We start from the raw sequence: 18795 nt of genomic DNA on the forward strand, positions 1-18795 counted from the left end.
CACGCATCACGTCGCGGCGTCCGCGGCGGCGTCGTCAGCGCCCGCTCGCCCGTCGTGGCCGCGCGCGACGGCCACCGCGGGACCGGGCGACCGCGTCCGCCTCACGTCCCCTTCTGCTTCAGGCGCAGGCTGATGCACGCCCCCGCCACCGCCACCGCGGCCATCGTGGCGAAGACGGCCACGAAGGCCGCGGCCTGGCCCGGCCCCGCGGTGGCCGACGGCTGGGCGCCGGCCGCGATCGAGCCGCCGCCGAAGGCCACGAACAGCACCCCGCTGACCCCGACGAAGGTGACATTGCCCAGCGCGTCGGACATCTGCAACGACGCGGAGTTGCTGCCCGCCTCGGACGGCCGGGACAGCTTCAGCAGCAGCACACTGCCGCTGGAGATGTTGAGCCCCATCCCGAAGCCGCCGACCGTCCAGGCCACCGCGACGATCCACACCGGCACCCCGTCGAGCAGCGCCAGCGGCACCATCGCGATGGCCACCGCCAGGAGCGCCAGGCCCAGGCCCATCAGCCGCTCCCGGTGCGGATCCAGGCGCGGCCGGCTCTGTACGAACGAACCGAGCGCCCAGGTCAGCCCGCCGCCGGTGAGGGAGAGGCCGGCGAGCGTGGCGGTCAGCCCGCGCTGGGTGACCAGCAGCAGCGGGATGAAGCTCTCGGCCGCGACCAGCGCCCCGGCGGCCAGGCCCCGCATCAGCACCACGGCCGGCAGTCCGCGGGCCGCCCGGAACGTCCCCCGGGGCAGCAGCCGCAGCACGGCCGGCACCAGCAGCGCCAGCCCGGCGGCGGCCGGCAGCAGCGCGGCCCAGGACAGGTGCTGGCCCGCGTACTGCACCAGGCCCGCGCCCGCCGCGGCGGCCAGCGCGAGCCGGGTGCGCCGGCTGCCCAGGATGTGCCGCGCCCCGCCGCGCGGGCCCGGCTCGGCGCGCGGCAGCTTGCGCAGCGCGGGCAGCATCACGCCGAGCGGCAGCAGTATCAGTACCGGGATGGACAGGAAGACCCAGCGCCAGCCGGCGTGCTCGGTGACCGTCCCGGCGACCAGCGGGCCGACGATCACCGGCACCACCCAGGCCGCCGAGAACGACGCCATGACCGCCGGCCGCAGCCGCTCCGGGTAGGCGCGGCCGACGACGACGTACAGCGAGACGATCACCAGGCCGCCGCCGAGCCCCTGCACCCCGCGGCCCGCGACGAACATCCCCATGCTCTGCGCGCCGCCCGCGATCAGCAGCCCCGTGCCGAACGCGGCGACACCGGTGAACAACGGCGCGAGCGGGCCGCGCCGGTCGCTCCACTCCCCCGAGAGCGCCATCGCGAACAGGCTCGCCGTGAAGAACGCGGAGAACGCGAAGGCGTACAGCCCGATACCGTCCAGGGCGCGGGCGGCGACCGGCATCGCGGTGTTCACCGCACTCGCCTCGAAGGCGACGAGCGAGACGACGGAGATGATGCCGAACGTCAGCGCGCGGTAGGCGGGGCCGAGCACCCCGCCGCCGTCACCCGTCGCGGGCACCCCGCCGGATTCGGGCACCGGCGGCCCGGGTATCGGGGGGCGGTCGGTGCCGGTGGCGGCGGCGACATCACTGTCGCACGGCTGATCTGCGCTCATCGCGCCAGCGTAGAAGCCATGGCGGTGCCGCGCCCGTGCCGGGAGACCGGGATCATCTCGGTCGTCGGTCCTACGCCTGCCGCACCGGCACCCGGCCCGCGAACGGAAGCGGTCATACCGGTCGTGCCGGTCGGCGGTCGTTGCCGTTCATGAACGGCGCATTGCGGTCCCGTGGCGGCCGGTACCGCCCTCTTGCCCTACCCCCCGCCCCGCGCCCTACAGTCGGCACAGCACCTCATCCCGGCCGTGTGCCCGAGTGGTTCAGGGACTCGCCTGCAAAGCGAGTTACGCGGGTTCGATTCCCGCCACGGCCTCGACACGCACCACCGCGCGTACGGACAAGGAGGGCGGCCCCCATGGGTGTGGGGGCCGCCCTTCTTCACGTCCGCATACGCGGGTGCCCGCGGACCGCGGCGACTCCCCCGCCGCGGTCCGGCTACCGCTGTACGACCTGTGCGACCGCCGCCTGCGGGCGGATCGGGAGGCGGCCGACGGGGCGGCCGGTGGCGGCGCGGACGGCGGCGGCCACGGCGGCCGGCGAGGTGACGACGGGGACCGCGCTGACGGGCTTGGCGCCGAACGGGGCGACCACATCGCGTTCCTCGACGAGCTTGACGATCCGGATGTCCGGGGCGTCCAGCGCGGTGGGCAGCGCGTAACCGGTGAGGTCGGGGTGACGGACCTGGCCCCGGGTGGTGCGCAGGTTCTCCATCAGGGCGGCGCCCAGCCCCTGGGTGACACCGGCCTCGATACGGGCCCGCAGCTGGCGTGGGTTGAGCACCCGGCCCACGTCCTGGGCGACGGCCATCTCCACGACCCGGACGGCGCCCAGTTCGATGTCGACATCGGCGACGCAGCGGATGGCACAGAAGGCCAGGCCCACGAACGCGTCGCCCTGTCCGTTCTCGTCCAGCGGTTCGGTGGGATGCGGCCGGGACTGGGCGGTGGCCCACAGCTCCTTGCCGTCCAGCGCCTCCGCGACGGTCGTGCTGAGTACCCCGTCATAGGAGGTGATCTTGCCGTCGGTGATCTGCAACAGCTCGGTGGACATCCCGAACTTGTGGGCCAGCGGCTGCAACAGCTGCGTACGGACCATCTTGGCCGCGCGCTCCACGGCGCCGCCGGAGACCCAGGTGTGCCGGCTGTGGCAGGCCCGGCCGGCCGGCGGCTGGTCGGTGTCCACGCCCGCGAGGTGCACCTCGTCGATACCTAGCGTCTCCTGCACGATCTGCCGGGCCAGCGTGGCGAATCCGGCCCCGGTCTCGACGGCGGCGCACAGGACGGTGGCGACCGAACCGCTGACCTTGACGGTGGCGGTGGACACCTCGTCGGCGCCCTCCGCGCCGAGCATGTGCACCATGCCCAGGGCGTAGCCGACGCCCCGGCGCACCGCGCCCGGCTCGCCCGCGCCCTCGGGGCCGCCCGGCAGCAGCCACTCCGCCTCCGGGGTGTCCTTGGGCAGCTCGGGCAGCGGCGCCTCCTTGACGGCGCGCAGGAGTTCGGCGACCGGCGCCGGGCAGGTGACGGTCTGCCCGGTGGGCAGCAGATCGCCGGTGGCCATCACGTTGCGCAGCCGGATCTCGTCCGGCTCCAGGCCCAACTGGGCGGCCAGCCGGTCCATTTGCCCCTCGTAGGCGGCACAGACCTGGAGCGCGCCCTCACCGCGCACATGGCCGGACGGCGGGTTGTTGGTGCGCACCGCCCAGCCCTCGACGACGGCGTGCGGCACGACGTACGGGCCGCAGGCGAACGAGACGGCGGCGGCCAGCGTCTCGGCGGAGGTGTCCGCGTAGGCGCCGGCGTCCATCAGGATCTGCGCCTCGACCTTGACGAGCTTGCCCTCGCCGTCGGCGTGGTGGCGGTAGCGCAGCAGCGTGGGATGGCGGTGCGCGTGCGCGAGGAAGGACTCCTCGCGGGTGGCGGCCAGTTTGACCGGGCAGCCCGTACGCATCGCCAGCAGGCCGAGGGCCAGCTGCATACCGGGGTCCTCGCGGTCGCCGGTGGCGCCGGGGACGCCGGTCACCACGATCTTGACGCGGTCCGGTTCCAGTCCGAAGGAGGCGGCGGCCAGATCGCGGTCGGCGTGCGGGTCGGTGGAGGCGGTGTAGATCTCCACCCCGCCATCGGGGCGCGGCACCGCGAGCCCGGCCTCGGCGCCGATGGGGGCCGGGTCCTGGCGGCCGATCCGGTAGAGCCCCTCGACCATGACCTCACCGACCGCCTCGGCGTCGCCGAAGCGCAGCGGGATGTGCCGGATGAGGTTGCCGTCCGGATGCAACGGCTCGGCCTCGAAGGCCAGTTGGGGGTCGGTGACGGCGTCGAGCAGCTCGTACTCGACGGCGATGGCGGCGGCGGCGAGCCGGGCGGTGTCGGGGTGCTCGGCGGCCACCGCGGCGATCGGCTCGCCGTGGTGGCGGACCTCGTCCTTGGCGAAGACCGGGCGGTCGGGGGTGCCGCGGCCGTGGGCGGCGTCGCCGGGGACGTCCTCGTGCGTGAGGACGGCGCGGACGCCCGGCATCTCGGCCGCGTGCCGGGTGTCGATGGACCGGATCCGCGCGCGCGGGTGCGGCGAGCGCAGCACCGCCGCCCACAGCAGCCCCTCGGCCCACAGGTCGGCGGCGTACGGGAAGGTGCCCTCGGTCTTGGCCGGTGCGTCGGCGGGCGGCAGCGAGACGCCCAGTCCGTGCGGCGGCGGTTCGTCGGGCATCCGGACGCCCGCCGCGGGGGTCGCGGTGACGGCGTCGGCGCCGTCGGTCGTACCGCTCATGCGGGGCCTCCCGTCTGCGGATCGGCGCCCGGCCCCGGGTGGTGCGGCCCGTGCGAACGCGGGTCGGGGGGCCGGTGGCCGGGGAAATCCTGGCCGGGCGCGGCCAGGTCGTGCGGGGCGTGGCCGACGGCGTCGACAGGGCCCGCCTGGTGCGGGATACGGGCGCCTTCGGCCGGTGCCTCCGCCGGGGCGGCCGCGGCCTCGGCGGCCTGTGCGCGGGCTCTGACGACCTCGTCGACGGCGTCCAGCACACCCCGGTAGCCGGAACAGCGGCAGAGGTTGCCGCAGAGCGCCTTGCGGGTCTCCAGTTCGCTGGGGGCGTGGTTGCCCTCCAGCAGGTCGTGGACGGTCATCGCCATGCCCGGTACGCAGAAGCCGCACTGCACGGCACCGGACTCGGCGAGCGCGCGCTGTACGTCGGAGGGCGCGCCGTGCTGCGCGAGCCCCTCGACCGTACGGACCTCACTGCCCGCCGTGGTGACCGCGGGCACCAGGCAGGACGCGACGAGCCGCCCGTCCACCTGGACGGAGCAGGCCCCGCACTCGCCCTGTGAACAGCCGTCCTTGGCCCCGGCGAGGCCGAGCCGCTCGCGCAGGACGTAGAGGAGCGACTCCCCGATCCAGGCGTCGGTGACCGGCCGGTCGGTGCCGTTCACGCGCAGGACGTAGGAGGCGTGGGGGTGTTCGTCGTAGGCGTCGGCGCCGGGGTCGGTGCCGGGCGCGGGGACCGGTGTGGCCTCGGGCCCGGGGTCCGGGTCGGCGGGGGCGTCGGCCCGGCTCCCGGCGGGTTCCGCGGACTCGTCGACGGCCTCGGAGGCGGCGGCGGGCCCGGGGACGCGGGGGTCGGTGGGGGCTCCGGCGTCGGCGGTGTCGTGGGTGTTGACGGCGCGCGCCGGACCGGTGGTGCCGGCGGTGTCGTGGGTGTTGTGGGTGTTGACGCCGTGCGCCGGGTCGGTGGTGGGAGCCGCGTCGGCGGTGTCGGAGGTGCCGGAGCTCTCCGCGGGGCGGTGGGCGGTCTCCGCGGGGCCGGTGGGCCGTGCGGGCTCGCCGGGTTCCGCGGACGGGGCGGTGTCCGGGGCGTCGCCGGGGGACGCGGCGGGCGCGCCGTCCGGTCCGGCCGCGGTGCCGGGCCGGTGTCCGGCAGCGGGTTCGGCGCCGGGCTCGGCGGCGGTGCCCGCGACCGGTCCGGCCCCGGCAGCCGCGTCGTGGGAGACCGCGTCGTGGGAGACCGCGTCGTGGGAGACCGCGCCGTGGGAGACCGCGCCGTCGACAGCCGCGCCCTCGGTGGCCGCACCGCCGGCGCCCGGCCCCGCGTCGGCGGCCGTGCCCGCGTCGGCCGCCCGGGAGGCCGCGTACGGGTCGTACGCCGGGTACCCCGCGCCGCCCGCCGTGCCGGTCGCGGAGTCGGCGCCGGGGAGGGCACCGAGCGCGAACTCCCCTGATGTGTCGGGCTGTTCAGTACCGGCGACCGGGACCGACCAGTGGGCCGCACCGGCGACCGGACCCGCGCCGCTCGCGGAGTCCGCGCCGCCGTCCGTACCGGCACCGGCCGCCGGACCGGCAGCGGTGCCGGAATCCGTGACGGCACCCGGACCGGCCGCGGCACCGGCGTCCAGGGCGACCACCCGAAGCGGCTGCGTCACCTCGACCATGCGCAGGGGCTGCGTCTCCTCGTGCCGCGGCGTCGGGGCCGCGGGCGGCCACTGGGCCTTGGCGTCGGCCGGCAGCGACCACTGCACGGTCACCCCGCCGCCGGTCCCACCGGTCCCGTAGGAGCCACCGCCCGACGGGCCGCCGCCGCCCGGCAGTTCACCACCCGGCCCGGTGCCGTGGCCCGGCAGCCCGGCACCGCGCGCGTACGGATCGTCCGCCGGAACGCCCTGGGCGTCGTGCGCCTCGTGCGCGGGACGGTGCTCGTGCGCGGTGTGCGGGTCGTGGGGAGCCTGCGGGGCATGGGGAGCGTGCGGTGCCTGGTGGACCTCGTGCGACGGCTGCCGCGCGTGGTGCGCCGCCGGACCGGACACGCCGTCGCCCGTACCGCTGTCGCCCGCGCTGCTCGGGTCCGCCGTGACGGCCGGCCCGGCGGCGAAGTTCCAGTGCCCGGTCCCGCCCGTGACGCCCGCGCCGGGGACGCCCCCGGCACCGCCGTACGTGCCGGAGTACCCGTCGCCCGGGTAACCGGCGGCGGTACCCGGCGCGGTGGGACCCGGGTGGCCCGGGTGTCCCTGCTGCCCGCCCTGCTGGTGTGGCTGGTGGCCGTGCCCGCCCGGCAGACCCGGGTGGCCCGGATGACCCGTCAGCCGGTCGTCGCCGACCAGGTACTCACCGGACTCCTCCTGGACGTCGTCCGCCGCCGCCGGGACCGACCACGACCCCGTACCGCCGGCCGCCGCCTGCGCACCGCCCGCGACCGGCCACTGCACCGGGTCGCCGCCCCACGGCTGCGCCGCACCGGGCGTGCCGGGGTGGCCGGCCGACGCCTGGCCCGCGGCGGGGTCCTGAGCGGGTGCGGCCGGGGGCGCGTAGCCGGCCGACGGGTCCGCGAACGGCATCGTCCACTGGCCGGTCGCCGCCGGGTCGGTGGCGCCGCCGGCGACCGGCGGTGCGGTGGGGTGCGGGGCGAAGGAGGCGGGCGGGGTGTAGCCGTGGCCGGGCGCGGCGAGCGGTTCGGCGCCGGGCGCGCCGTAGCCGCCGGGCGTACCGGGCGCCCCGTAGAGGCTGTTGGCGAAGCCCTCCGGGAGCTGGACGAAGGCCGTCGCGTCCGATTCGTACTCGCCGCCCTGCGGCAGCGGTTGCCAGCCCTGTTCGGGGTGCGGCTGCTGCGGATCCCGGTGGTCCGGGCCGTGGTGGTCCCCGGCTCGGTTGTCCGCGGTGCGGTTGTCTGCGTCACTCACGAAAGCGCCCTCCCAAGTGCGCGGCGGGCCAGGACTGCCACCGTACGGCGCAGGTGCAGTGCGGTGGGCGGCAGTGCCGCCGGCTCCGCACCGTCCAGCGGCGGCGCCGGGTCGGGGATACAGGCGGCGGCGACGTAGTCACCGAAGGCCGTCAGCGCCTCGGGGACCAGGCCGCGTTCGCCGTCCCAGTCGATGAGCGAGGCCACCCACTGCTCGGCCTCCAGCGGGCGCAGCGGCATCGCGGCGACCGCGCCCACCGCGCAGCGCACCCCGCGCCGCGCCGGGTCCAGGACCAGTGCGACGGAGGCGGTGGCGCGGCCGGGGCCGGTACGGCCGGTGGCCTTGAGGAAGGTCTGCGGGGCGTGCAGCAGCGGCACCCGTACGAAGCCGACGAGTTCGCCGGGCCGCAGCATCTCCCGGCCGGCCAGGAGGTGGCTGACCGGGATCTCGCGGCGGGTGCCCGCGGGCCCGGCGATGATCACCGTCGCTTCGAGGGCGGCGAGCACGGGGAGGGTGTCGCCGGTGGGGGCGCAGGTCACGATGTTGCCGCCGAGCGTCCCGGCGTTGCGGATCTGCGGCGGGCCGGCCGCGCGGGCGGCGGCGGCCAGGCCGGGGATCAGCGCGGCGAAGTCGGGGCGTCCCATGCGGGCGAGGGTGAGCCCGGCGCCGAGCAGGGCGTGGCCGTCCTGGTACTGCCAGCCGCGGATCTCGCTGATCCGGCCGAGGCCCACCAGGGCCGCTGGTCTGAGGAGTCCGGCGTTCACCGCCGCCATGAGATCGGTGCCGCCCGCGACGGGTACGGCGGCGGGCATCGCGGTGAGCGCCGCCACCGCCTCGTCGAGCGAGGCCGGCAACGTCACCGTGTGCGACGCGTGCGGTGCGTGCGTGGTCAAGCCAGCTGCCCCTTCCCCGGTGTCCCGGCTGTTCCGCTCCGCCGTACGGTACGTGCTCACGGCCCGGACGTGGCAACTCTGGCACATCTTCCCGGTTCCCCGGCGAGAGGGTCCGGGATGCGGCGGTCCGCCCCGCGGCCGGGTACCGGTCCGTTTCGTCCGGCTCCGGTGGGTGCCACCGGAGCGCCGGGGAGCGGCCGGGCGGGACGCCGGGGCGGCACGGGACAGCCGTGCGGCCGGTCCGGGGGACCACCGTCCCGGGGACCGGCCGCACGAGCGCCATCCGCGCACACGGGCTCACACGTTTGGGGGCGCCCCGTCAATCGGGCGTCCGAGCACGCCGGGCCGCCGCTGCCAGGGGTGCGGGCCGGCCGGCGGGCGGTAGCCGACGCCGAGGGCGTCGAGCCGGGCGTAGTGGGCGGTCATCCGGCGGGTGAAGTCCTGGTAGTCGCGGGCGTCCGACGGCGGCAGTTGCGACCAGGCGACCTCGGCGAACGCCGTCAGGCGCGGGAAGACCTGGTAGTCGACGCGCTGCTGACTGTCCATGACCTCGGACCACGCGTTGGCCTGGGTGCCCATGACGCGCGCGGCCTCTTCGCCGGACAGCTCCGGTGGCACCGGTTCGAAGCGGTAGACGTCCTCCAGGGTCCGTACGAAGCCGATCGGCACCGGCTCGTCCGGGGAGCCGTGCTGACGGTGGTCCAGGTACACCTGCTGCTCCGGGCACATGACGACGTCGTGGCCGGCGCGGGCGGCGGCTATCCCGCCGCCGTAGCCACGCCAGGAGGACACCGCGGCACCCTCGGCCAGACCGCCCTCGATGATCTCGTCCCAGCCGATCAGGCGGCGTCCGCGGGCGGTCAGCCAGCGGTCGAAGTGCCGGATGAACCAGCTCTGGAGCTCGTCCTCGTCGGCCAGTCCCAGCTCGGCCAGCCGGGCCTGGGCGGTGGGCGACGCGCGCCACTGGTCCTTGGGGCACTCGTCGCCGCCGATGTGGACGAACGGGGAGGGGAAGAGGGCGAGCACCTCCTCCAGGACGTTCTCGTAGAAGCGCAGGGTGTTCTCGGTGGGTGCGAGGACGTTCGGGTTGACGCCCCAGGTGTCCCAGACCTTCAGGGCGGCGGTGTCGACGACGTCGGAGTTGCCGAGTTCCGGATAGGCCGCGATGGCGGCCTGTGAGTGGCCGGGGAGGTCGATCTCGGGGACGACGGTGATGTGCCGCTCGGCGGCGTAGGCGACGATCTCGCGGATGTCGTCCTGGGTGTAGAAGCCGCCGTGCGGGCGCTCGTCCCACAGCGGGGAGGCGCGATGGCCGAGCTTGGTGCGCTCGCGCCAGCCGCCGACCTCGGTCAGTTTCGGGTAGCGGGTGATCTCGATGCGCCAGCCCTGGTCGTCGGTGAGATGCAGATGCAGGACGTTGAGTTTGTGCGCGGCGAGCAGGTCGAGGTAGCGCAGTACGCCGTCCTTGGGCAGGAAGTGCCGGGCGACGTCCAGCATCATGCCGCGCCAGCGGAAGCGGGGGGCGTCCTCGATGCGCAGCGCCGGGAGGGGCCACGTCCGCTTGTCCGGGACGGTCGGCGCCCGCCGGAAGGCGTCCGGTCCGAGCAGCTGACGGAGGGTCTGGGCGCCCCAGAACAGCCCCGCCTCGCCGCCGCCCTCGATGACGACGAGCGGGCCGTCGGTGACGACCCGGTAGCCCTCGGGCCCGAGCCGGCGTTCGGTCTCCGGGTCCAGCCGCAGCACGATGCGGCTGCCGGCGTCCCGGAACGGCGCCAGCGGCAGGCCGGTGGCGGCGCCGACGGTCTGCCGCAGCCACCGCGCGACGCGTTCGGTGCCGGGCCGCGCCTCGATCTCGGTGCGCTCGTCCAGGGTGGTGCCCTCGCTGCCGGCGGGTGGGCCGTGCTGTGCCCGGCGCGGCAGGGGGATCAGGTCGGTGTCCGGATGCGTCATGACGTCAGTCCTTCACCGCGCCGCCGAGGCCCGAGACCAGGCGGCGCTGTACGAGTACGAAGAAGACCAGCACAGGGATGGTCATCACGGTCGATGCTGCCATGATCCCGCTCCAGTCGTTCTCGTCCGGTTTGAAGAAGACGAGCAACGCCATGGGGAGGGTGGAGTTCTCGGTGGCGCTGATGATGAAGGACTTGGCGAACAGGAAGTCGTTCCAGGTCGAGATGAAGGAGAAGACGCTGGTCGCGACAAGTCCGGGGAAGACGAGCGGGAAGAGGATCTGCCACAGGAAGCGGGCGCGGCTCGCGCCGTCGATGGCGGCGGCCTCCTCCACCGCCGCCGGGACGGCCCTGACGAAACCGCGCAGCATCCAGATGGCGAACGGCAGCGAGAAGGCGAGGTGCGGCAGGATCAGTGAGCCCAGGGTGTTCAGGCCGATGCCGGGCACGGCCGTGCCGACGTCCCGCAGCAGGAAGAACAGCGGGATGGTGAGCGCCTCGACCGGCACCATCTGCGCGACCAGGAACATCACCAGCAGGGTCGTGCGGAAGCGGAACCGGAAGCGGGTCACGGCGGTGGCCGCGAGGAACGCGATCAGCGCGGAGGCGACGACCACGACCCCGGCCACGAACAGGCTGTTGAGGAAGTAGCGGCCGAAGTCCTGCTGCTGGAAGACCCGCCGGAAGGCGTCCAGCGAGGGGTCGAGGGTCCAGGGGCGCGGCCGGGTGGACTGCACCTCGCCGGCCGGTTTGACGGCGGACAGCACCATCCAGTAGAGCGGGAAGGCGACGGCGGCGGCGATCAGCAGCGCACCGGCCTCCGCGGCGAGCCGCCAGGGCCGCCGCGGCCGGTAGCGCCCCGGGGCGCGCCGGGCGCCCGTCGCCGCGCGGACACGGCTCACAGTTCCTCCCCCTGGCGGCGCAGCAGCCGCAGATAGCCGAGCGTCACGGCGAGCAGGATCAGCAGCATCACGACGCCGATCGCCGAGCCGAGGCTGTACTGCGAGGACGCGAACGCCTTCTGGTACGCGTAGACGTTCAGGACGAGGTTCTGGCCGGCGATACCGCCGCCGCCCGTCATCACATAGATCTGCGTGAAGACCTTGAAGTCCCAGATCACCGACTGGATGGTGACGACGACGAGAATCGGCCGCAGCATCGGGGCGAGCACGCTGCGCCAGACCCGCCACTGCGAGGCGCCGTCCAGTTCGGCGGCCTCCAGCACCTCGCCCGGGACGGCCCGGATGCCGGCGTAGACGGTCACCATCACGAACGGGAAGGAGCACCAGACCACTTCGAGCAGGACGAGGGCGAACGCGCTGTAGCGCCCGTAGGTCCAGGAGTAGTCCTGGAAGCCGGTCAGACCGAGCCGTACCAGCACCTTGTTCACCGGCCCCAGGTCCGGGTCGAAGAGGAACATCCAGACCGTGGAGCCGGTGACGGCGGGGGTGGCCCAGGCGCCGAGCCCGGCGAGCATCAGCGCGAGCCGGGGCAGTGCGCGGATCCGGGTGAGGAGCAGGGCCAGCGCGCAGCCCACGGCGAGGGTGCCCAGCACACAGGCCGCGGCGAACAGCACGGTCGCCAGCAGCACCTGCCAGAACTGGCCGTCGCCGAAGAGCGCGGCGTAGTTGGCGAGCCCCTGGAAGCTGGTCGGCTCGCCGCCGCTGACCTGGGCCTGGGTGTATTCGAGGAACGAGATCAGGCCGAGTTGGTAGAGGGGGTAGACCAGCAGGCCGCCGAGGACGATCAGCGCGGGGGCGAGATACAGCCAGGGTGTCCAGCCGCCCGCGCGCCGGCTGCCGGTGCGCGCGGTACTCACTTCCGGAATGCCTCGTCCATCTTCCGCGCGGCGGCGCCGGCGGCCGCGCCGACGTCCTTACGGCCGCTGACGATCTCCTGGAACATGGTCGGCAGCACCAGCGAGGCGTCGACGGTGCCCCAGCCGGGGGTGGCCGGGACGAACTTGGCACCGGCCTCCAGCGTCCTGACGAACGGGGCGGCGTACGGCTTCCGCGCGGCGGCCTCCGCACGGACATCGCCGTACGTCGGCAGGAAGCCCATCGCGTCGAACAGCCCCCGCTGGGTCTTCTTGCCCGCCAGCTCCTTCATCAGGTCGATCGCCAGGGTGCGGTGGGTGCTGCTCTTGAGGACGCCGATGTTGTTGCCGCCCGCGAAGGCCGGCGCGATCTCGCCCTTGCGGAGGCCGGGCAGCGGCACCACCGCGTACTTGCCCCGCACCGCGCCGGCCTCGACGGCCTGGTGGTTGAAGTCGCCGCCGATGGCCATCGCGGCCTTGCCGGAGGCGAAGGCGGTGACGGTGTCGTTCCCGCCCATGCGCGCGCATTTGGCGGCGGGGCAGTTGTCGTCGCCGAACAGACCGGTGTACGCGGCGATGCCCTGCCGGGCGCGGGCGCCGTCGATGGCGGCGGTGTAGGTGCCGTCCTTCTTCGTGGCGAGCTCGCCGCCGGCCGCCCAGATGAACGGCAGCGCGCCGTAGGTGTACGCGCCGCCGACCGCGAGACCGTACAGCTCGGGGCGGGCCGCGCGGATCCGCTTCGCGGCGGCGACGAGCTCGGCCTGGGTGGTGGGGACCGCGATGCCCAGATCCTGGAAGACGTCGGTGCGGTAGTAGAGGGCACGGACGCCGACGAAGAGCGGGGCGCCGTAGATCTTCCCGTCCACGGTCACCGATTCCCTCGCCGCGGGGTCGGTGTCCTTGGCGTCCGGCCAGGCGGTGAACTCCCGGCTCACCTCGGCCAGTCCGCCGTCCTTGACGTATCCGGCGGTGTCGGTGTTGCCGTACTCGATCACATCGGGTGCGCTGCCCGGGTCGTTGAAGGCGGCCTTGATCCGCGGTGCCCGGGTTTCGACGGGGATGTAGTCAACGGTGACCTTGACGCCCTTGTGGGACGCCGTGAAGGCCGACACCGCCTGCTGGACCACCTTCTCCTTCGGCGCGTTGTCGACCTCCTGGAAGAGCCAGACCCGCAGCGTGCCGGTCTTCGCGTCCGCCGTGGCGCCGGTGCCGGAGGTGGCCGGGGCGCAGGCGGTGACCGCGGGGCCGGCCAGCACAAGTGCCGTGGCGGCGGCGGCTATTCGGGCAGAGAGGCGCATGGAAGAACCCTCCGAGTCTTGTTGCAACATACGCAACGAGCGTTTCGCATTGCACAATTCCCAGGAGATTAAGGGGGGTTACGCGCCACGACAAGAGCCCGTCACCGCAAAAGATCTCCGCGACGCCCCGCACGGGCAGTCGCCGGTGCGGCTGCCCGCCCGCGCCCGGTCACCCGGAACCGCCGTGCCGCCCGCCGGCGCGCCCGGCCGCACCCTTCCGCCCGGCCCCCGGCCGCATCCGCCTGCCCGCACCCGCCTGCCCGGCCCCCCTGCCGCCCCGCCGCCCGCGCACGACGACGGGCCCAGGTCCACGAAGGACCCGGGCCCGTGCCGGTACCTCTGCCTGCGGCGGAGCACGCCCGCCGCTACCGCATACGGCGGCAGCCGCTACTTCTTGCCGCCGTCCTTGCCGCCCTTGTCCTTGTCGCCACCGGCGCCCATGGACTCGAAGATCTCCTTGCACATCGGACAGACCGGGTACTTCTTCGGGTCACGCCCCGGAACCCAGACCTTGCCGCACAGCGCGACGACAGGAGTGCCGTCGAGCGCACTCGCCATGATCTTGTCCTTCTGGACATAGTGGGCGAAGCGCTCGTGATCGCCGTCGCCGTGCGACACCTGCGGTGTCGGCTCTACGAGGGTTCCCGTACCTGCCCCGCGCTCGGGCTCAAGAGTGCTCATAACTGCCAAGGGTACCCACGCGCGCGGCGACCCGGGAGCGCCGGCCCGTCGCCAGGTGCAGGGCGAGACCGGCGGCCGCCACCCCCGCCGCCGCCCAGGGCAGCGCGTACGGCGCCGTGCCCACCGCCAGCGCCAGCCCGCCCAGCGCCGAACCGACCGCGCTGCCCAGATAGAGCGCCGAGTTGTTCAGCGCGAGCGCGACCGTGCCGCGGTCCGCGCGCAGCGCCAGCAACCGGTGCTGCTGCGGCACCTGGAGCGCCCAGCCCGCCGCACCCCACGCCACCAGCGCGACCACCGCGCCGGGCAGCGCCGCGGAGGCCAGCGACGGCAGCAGCGCCTGCGCCGCGACGATCACCACCAGCACCCCGCCGACCAGCCGCCCGGCCCGGCCCGTACGGTCCACCAGCGGCCCGGCCAGCACACTGCCCAGCACCCCGCCGACGCCCCAGGCCCACAGATACGGGGCCACCTCGCCGACACCGCCCGCGGCGGCCAGCACCGGCGCAAGGTAGGTGTACAGGCCGAGGCTGGCGACCGCGGCCAGGAACGACACCGCGACGACGGGCGCCACCGCACGGTCCGCGATGGCCGCCAGCCGGGCCCGGACCGGGACCGCGGGCTCGGCGGGCACCGGCGGCAGCAGCGCCGCGAGACCGCCGAGCGCGACCGCGCCGAGCCCCGTGACCAGCCACATCGTGGCGCGCCAGCCGGTGTGCTCGGCCAGCAGCACGCCGATCGGCACGCCCAGTACGGTGCCCGCGCTCATCCCGCCCATCACCAGCGCCAGCGCCCGGCCGCGCCGCGCCTCGGGGACCAGCGCGGCGGCGGCCGCCGTGGACAGCGCCGAGTAGACCCCCGCCCCGGCGCCCGCGACCACCCGGGCGGCGAGCAGCGCGCCCAGCGAGGGCGCGAGCGCCGTCGCACCGTTGCCGAGCGTGAAGACCGCCAGCGCGACCAGGATCAGCACCCGCGGCCGCACCCCGGTCAGCAGCCCGGCGACCAGCGGCGCGGAGATCGCGTACGCCAGCGTGAAGACGGTCACCAGCTGCCCCGCCAGGGACACCCCGGTACCGATGTCGTCCGCCAGGACCGGCAGCAGACCGGCCATCACATAGGCGTCCAGGCCGAGGGTGAAGGCCCCCAGCGTCAGCAGCCGGACCTTGCGCACCGCGCTCAACTCCCCTGATCTTCCGGGGCACCGACGCCCCGGGATGAACCGACACGGGAAACGTAGGAAGTCTCCGGATGCCCCGGGAAATGCCCGTACGGCGGCACTTATGCTGGGGCGGCATGAATGACGAATGGGCCCCCGGCCGCGCGGCGGACGGGAGCCGTGCGGCGGATACGAGCCACGCGGCGAGCAGCAGCCGCGCGGCGGGCGCGAGCGACGCGGCGGGCGCCGACCAGGCCGCGGACACGACAAGCGCGGCCGACACGACAGCCGAGGCCAGCGGCGGCCCTGCCAACGCGGACGATCCCGACGGCGCGGCGGACGGAAGCCGCACGGCGAACGGGAGCCACGCGGCGGATACGAGCCACGCGGCGAGCAGCAGCCGCGCGGCGGGCACGAGCGACGCGACGGGCACCGGCCAGGCGGCCGACACGACAAGAGCGGCCGACGGCGGCCCTGCCAACGCGGACGGCCCCGACGGCGCGGCGAACGGAAGCCGCACAGCGAACGGGAGCCACGCGGCGGATACGAGCCACGCGGCGAGCAGCAGCCGCGCGGCGGGCACGAGCGACGCGGCGGGCGCCGACCAGGCCGCAGACACGACAAGCGCGGCCGACACGACAGCCGAGGCCAGCGGCGGCCCTGCCGACGCAGACGGCCCCGGCGGCGCGGCGAACGGAAGCCGCACAGCGGATACGAGCCACGCGGCGAGCAGCAGCCGCGCGGCGAACGCAAGCGACGCGGCAGGCGCCGACCAGGCGGCCGACACGACAAGAGCGGCCGACACGACAGCCGAGGCCGGCGGCGGCCCTGCCAACGCGGACGATCCCGACGGCCCGGACAGCCCGGACAGCCCGGACGGCCCCGGCGGCCCCGACGGCTTCGCCGCCTTCGACGGCGTCGAACTGCGGCATCTGCGCGGCTTCCTCGCCGTCGCGGACGAGCGCAGCTTCACCCACGCCGCCGACCGGCTGCGGACCGGCCAGCCCGCCCTGACCCGGACCGTCCGCGCGCTGGAGACCGCCCTCGGCACCCGGCTGCTGGACCGTACGACCCGCCGCGTCGGGCTCACCGACGCCGGCCGCCGGCTCTACGACAACCTCGCCCCGCTGCTGCCCCGGCTGGCCGCCGCGCTGCGCTCCCCCGCCGGGCCCGCGGTCCTGCGCCTCGGCTTCACGTCGCTGCTGCCCGCCGCCTGCGCCCCGCTCACCGCGGACTTCGAGGCGGCGACCGGCGCCGGCGTCCGGCTGGTACGCCGGGACTCCCCGCTCGCCGGGCTGGAAACCGGGGAGTCGGACATCGTGGTGCTGCGCGGCGACATCCCGCCGGGCGCCGGGCTGCGCACCACCGTCCTGCTCCACGAACCGCGGATCGCCGCCCTGTCCCGTACCCCACTACGCGCCGCGGGCCAACCGCACGACCATCCGTACGGCCCTCCGCGAGACCCCGCCGGCGAGTACGCCGGGGATCGCGCGGCGGGGCGCGCCGAAGCCCGGTCCGGCACCGCGGCCGCGGCCGTCCGCGCGGTGGCCCGCCGCCGGGTGCTGGACTGGGCCGAGCTGGCGGATCTGCCGCTGGTGGTCAACACCGTCACCGGCAGCACCACGCCCGATCTGTGGCCCGCCGGCCGGCGCCCCCGACTCGCCTGCACCGCGGGGAACTTCGACGAGTGGCTGGAAGCGGTCGCGGCCGGCCACGGCGTCGGCGTGGCACCGGAGCCGGTGGCCCGGCGGCACACCCACCCCGGTATCCGGTACGTACGTCTCAAGAACGCGCCGCCGGTCCCCGTCCACCTCGCGTTGCCCGCCCGCGACGCCCACCCGCTGGCGGAGCGCCTCTTCGCACTGGCGGCACGGACGGCACACCCGGCACCTGCCGCATCTGCCGCGCCTGCCGCACACCCGGCGCACCCCGCACGGACGGCACCCGCCGGGCGCTGACCCCGCGCCCCCGCGGCGGCCGTCCTGCCCGTCCTACGACGCCACCCGCAGCCCGCCCCGGTCGCCCGCGGTCAGGCCCAGCTCGGTGGCCAACGCCAGGGCCGCGGCCGGCCGCACGTCGTACCAGGAGTCCCGGTCGCAGACCGCGTCCAGCAGCTCCGCTATCTCCGCCGCGCCGACCGTGCGGGCCTCGGCGGCGGCGAGGAAGCCGCGGACCGCCGCCGTGGGATCGGCGTCCGTCTCCCTGCGCGCCACAAGGTCCTGGACGATCTCCGCCACCGCGGTGTCACCGGCCGCGGCCCAGCTCACGGCCGTCGCCAGACCGTCGTCCGGCAACTGCCCGGGATACGGCGCACGGCTCCAGACCCCGTCCTGCCACCAGTACACGAAGCCGAGAAGAGCGCCCTCGGCGTCCTCCCGCAACCGCTCCCGGGGCAGCCAGTCGGGCCCGCCCGACAGGAAGTCGAGCCGCCTGCCGCCCCAGTGCGTGTGACTGCCGTCCGCGTCCTGCCCGCAGAGCAGCGCGCGGCCGTCCCCGGACAGTTCCAGCCGCCACCAGTAGCTGCCACCGCCGTTCCAGCACGCCAGCCCCTGGCCGGTCCAGGAGAATTCGTCCGCGTCCGGCACGGCGGCCGCCGCCACGGCCAGCGTCGCGGCGCGGGCCCACAGCCGCTCCGGATGATCAAGGTCCTCGGGCACACTCGGCCTGTGCATGGCCGTCCCCCGTTCGTCTTGCGCGGTCCCGCCTTCGCGTCCGTCCGCGCACCGTCCCCTGCCATCTCGAACCTTAGCGACGGGGTCTGACAATCCCCCATGACGAGCCCGTAACAACGTCCCGCGGACCCGGCCGCCCGCCCGGCACCACGCGGCCCGTCGGCACCGCCCGGCCCGGACCGGCCCCGGCCCGGCACAGTTCAGCTCGGCCCGCAGTTCAGCCCAGCTCAACTCAGCTCAGCTCGGTTCGGTACGTCTCAGTTCAGCGACGGATCGTCCGGATACGTGGCGACCATCGCCAGCTCGCTGCGCTGGCGCCGCAGCACCGCGCGCCACAGCCGCTCCGGATCGGGTGAGGAGATGTCACCGGGTTCGCAGTCGACGACGTACCAGGCGCCGTCGACCAGTTCGTCCTCCAGCTGGCCGGGCCCCCACCCGGCGTACCCGGCGAAGATCCGCAGGCTGCCGAGGACCGCCGCGAGCAGTTCCGGCGGGGCCTCCAGATCGACCAGGCCGATCGCGCCGTGCACCCGGCGCCAGCCCAGCGGCTCATCCCCGGACCGCCCGCCCTCCGCCGCGTCCGCGGCCGGCTCGCCGGCCACCTCCGCGTCGGCCGCGCCGGGCCGGGCGCCGCTGCCCACCGGCGGGCCGCCGCCCTCCCGGTACAGGCCGCCGGGCACCACCGCCACCCCGAGCGCCGAGTCGAGCGACACCGGACCGCCCTGGAAGACCACGCCCGGCTCGTCGGCCAGCGGGGCCCACGGCGCGAGGATGTCCCCGACGCCGACCGGCGTGGGGCGATTGAGGACCACGCCGAGGGAGCCCTCCTCGTCGTGATCGAGGAGCAGCACCACCGCGCGGTCGAAGTTCGGATCGGCGAGCGCGGGTGTCGCGACGAGCAGTCGGCCTGTGAGCGAGGACACCTCGGGCATGGCCACATGATCCCGCACTTCGGCCCGGTGCGGGGAGTCAACGACCGGACCCGTGCGAGAGCAGGGCAGGGCGTACGGCGGCAGCCCCGGCGCACGGGACCGGCACCGGACCGGCACCACGGCCGCC

At 75.3% G+C, this 18795-nt stretch carries 13 protein-coding genes and 1 tRNA gene; 2 read left to right on the forward strand and 12 right to left on the reverse strand.

What is annotated here, in order from left to right; genetic code table 11:
• Positions 1-101: 101 nt before the first annotated feature.
• On the reverse strand, positions 102-1613 hold the full coding sequence (locus ACLJWH_RS31810) for an MFS transporter (RefSeq protein WP_411145222.1): 1512 nt from the start codon (positions 1611-1613) through the stop codon (positions 102-104).
• Between the two features lie 242 nt (positions 1614-1855).
• On the opposite strand from ACLJWH_RS31810, the gene ACLJWH_RS31815 reads away from it, so the two are divergent.
• Positions 1856-1927: transfer RNA gene (locus ACLJWH_RS31815), tRNA-Cys, on the forward strand.
• Between the two features lie 122 nt (positions 1928-2049).
• Here ACLJWH_RS31815 and ACLJWH_RS31820 read toward each other — a convergent pair.
• The 9 genes from ACLJWH_RS31820 to ACLJWH_RS31860 form a co-directional block, all read right to left on the reverse strand.
• Positions 2050-4380, reverse strand: a complete 2331-nt coding sequence (locus ACLJWH_RS31820) for a xanthine dehydrogenase family protein molybdopterin-binding subunit (protein WP_411145223.1) — start codon at positions 4378-4380, stop codon at positions 2050-2052.
• A complete protein-coding gene (locus ACLJWH_RS31825; protein WP_411145224.1) occupies positions 4377-7274 on the reverse strand; it encodes a 2Fe-2S iron-sulfur cluster-binding protein in 2898 nt (965 codons plus the stop codon). Before ACLJWH_RS31825 ends, ACLJWH_RS31820 begins: the two co-directional genes overlap by 4 nt.
• Positions 7271-8167, reverse strand: coding sequence for an FAD binding domain-containing protein (locus tag ACLJWH_RS31830; protein WP_411145225.1), 897 nt, complete (start codon positions 8165-8167; stop codon positions 7271-7273). Before ACLJWH_RS31830 ends, ACLJWH_RS31825 begins: the two co-directional genes overlap by 4 nt.
• Positions 8168-8464: 297 nt before the next feature.
• Complete coding sequence (locus ACLJWH_RS31835) at positions 8465-10117, reverse strand: beta-N-acetylhexosaminidase (RefSeq protein ID WP_411145226.1); 1653 nt, start codon at positions 10115-10117, stop codon at positions 8465-8467.
• 4 nt (positions 10118-10121) lie between these two features.
• Positions 10122-11018 carry a carbohydrate ABC transporter permease gene (locus ACLJWH_RS31840; protein WP_411145227.1) on the reverse strand — a complete coding sequence of 299 codons (897 nt, stop codon included), beginning with the start codon at positions 11016-11018 and terminating at the stop codon, positions 10122-10124.
• Positions 11015-11944: a carbohydrate ABC transporter permease gene (locus ACLJWH_RS31845; RefSeq protein WP_052857798.1), complete on the reverse strand. Its 930-nt coding sequence runs from the start codon at positions 11942-11944 to the stop codon at positions 11015-11017. The genes ACLJWH_RS31840 and ACLJWH_RS31845 overlap by 4 nt, the downstream gene beginning before the upstream one ends.
• Positions 11932-13230 carry an extracellular solute-binding protein gene (locus ACLJWH_RS31850; protein ID WP_411145228.1) on the reverse strand — a complete coding sequence of 433 codons (1299 nt, stop codon included), beginning with the start codon at positions 13228-13230 and terminating at the stop codon, positions 11932-11934. Before ACLJWH_RS31850 ends, ACLJWH_RS31845 begins: the two co-directional genes overlap by 13 nt.
• Before the next feature lie 387 nt (positions 13231-13617).
• A complete protein-coding gene (locus ACLJWH_RS31855; RefSeq protein WP_026169910.1) occupies positions 13618-13911 on the reverse strand; it encodes a DUF3039 domain-containing protein in 294 nt (97 codons plus the stop codon).
• Positions 13898-15079 (reverse strand): MFS transporter, encoded by a 1182-nt coding sequence (locus ACLJWH_RS31860; RefSeq protein ID WP_411145289.1) that lies wholly within the window; start codon positions 15077-15079, stop codon positions 13898-13900. The genes ACLJWH_RS31855 and ACLJWH_RS31860 overlap by 14 nt, the downstream gene beginning before the upstream one ends.
• Before the next feature lie 122 nt (positions 15080-15201).
• On the opposite strand from ACLJWH_RS31860, the gene ACLJWH_RS31865 reads away from it, so the two are divergent.
• Positions 15202-17022 (forward strand): LysR family transcriptional regulator, encoded by a 1821-nt coding sequence (locus ACLJWH_RS31865; protein WP_411145229.1) that lies wholly within the window; start codon positions 15202-15204, stop codon positions 17020-17022.
• A gap of 33 nt (positions 17023-17055) precedes the next feature.
• On the opposite strand, the gene ACLJWH_RS31870 is transcribed toward ACLJWH_RS31865, so the two are convergent.
• Together ACLJWH_RS31870 and ACLJWH_RS31875 are read right to left on the reverse strand one after the other, a co-directional pair.
• The gene (locus tag ACLJWH_RS31870) at positions 17056-17736 is read right to left on the reverse strand and encodes a hypothetical protein (RefSeq protein ID WP_411145230.1); all 681 of its coding nucleotides are present in this window, start codon (positions 17734-17736) and stop codon (positions 17056-17058) included.
• A gap of 257 nt (positions 17737-17993) precedes the next feature.
• The gene (locus ACLJWH_RS31875; RefSeq protein ID WP_411145231.1) at positions 17994-18668 is read right to left on the reverse strand and encodes a YqgE/AlgH family protein; all 675 of its coding nucleotides are present in this window, start codon (positions 18666-18668) and stop codon (positions 17994-17996) included.
• Positions 18669-18795: the final 127 nt, after the last annotated feature.

Origin of the sequence: Streptomyces sp. x-80, assembly GCF_046549095.1 — a bacterium.
Lineage (GTDB): Bacteria > Actinomycetota > Actinomycetes > Streptomycetales > Streptomycetaceae > Streptomyces > Streptomyces celluloflavus.

What these genes read in the sequence shown, in the direction of transcription:
- ACLJWH_RS31855 (WP_026169910.1), bottom strand. Translation starts at nt 13,911, where the DNA reads ATGAGCACTCTTGAGCCCGAGCGCGGGGCAGGTACGGGAACCCTCGTA.
- ACLJWH_RS31820 (WP_411145223.1), bottom strand. Translation starts at nt 4,380, where the DNA reads ATGAGCGGTACGACCGACGGCGCCGACGCCGTCACCGCGACCCCCGCG.
- ACLJWH_RS31865 (WP_411145229.1), top strand. Translation starts at nt 15,202, where the DNA reads ATGAATGACGAATGGGCCCCCGGCCGCGCGGCGGACGGGAGCCGTGCG.
- ACLJWH_RS31875 (WP_411145231.1), bottom strand. Translation starts at nt 18,668, where the DNA reads ATGCCCGAGGTGTCCTCGCTCACAGGCCGACTGCTCGTCGCGACACCC.
- ACLJWH_RS31810 (WP_411145222.1), bottom strand. Translation starts at nt 1,613, where the DNA reads ATGAGCGCAGATCAGCCGTGCGACAGTGATGTCGCCGCCGCCACCGGC.
- ACLJWH_RS31850 (WP_411145228.1), bottom strand. Translation starts at nt 13,230, where the DNA reads ATGCGCCTCTCTGCCCGAATAGCCGCCGCCGCCACGGCACTTGTGCTG.
- ACLJWH_RS31835 (WP_411145226.1), bottom strand. Translation starts at nt 10,117, where the DNA reads ATGACGCATCCGGACACCGACCTGATCCCCCTGCCGCGCCGGGCACAG.
- ACLJWH_RS31870 (WP_411145230.1), bottom strand. Translation starts at nt 17,736, where the DNA reads ATGCACAGGCCGAGTGTGCCCGAGGACCTTGATCATCCGGAGCGGCTG.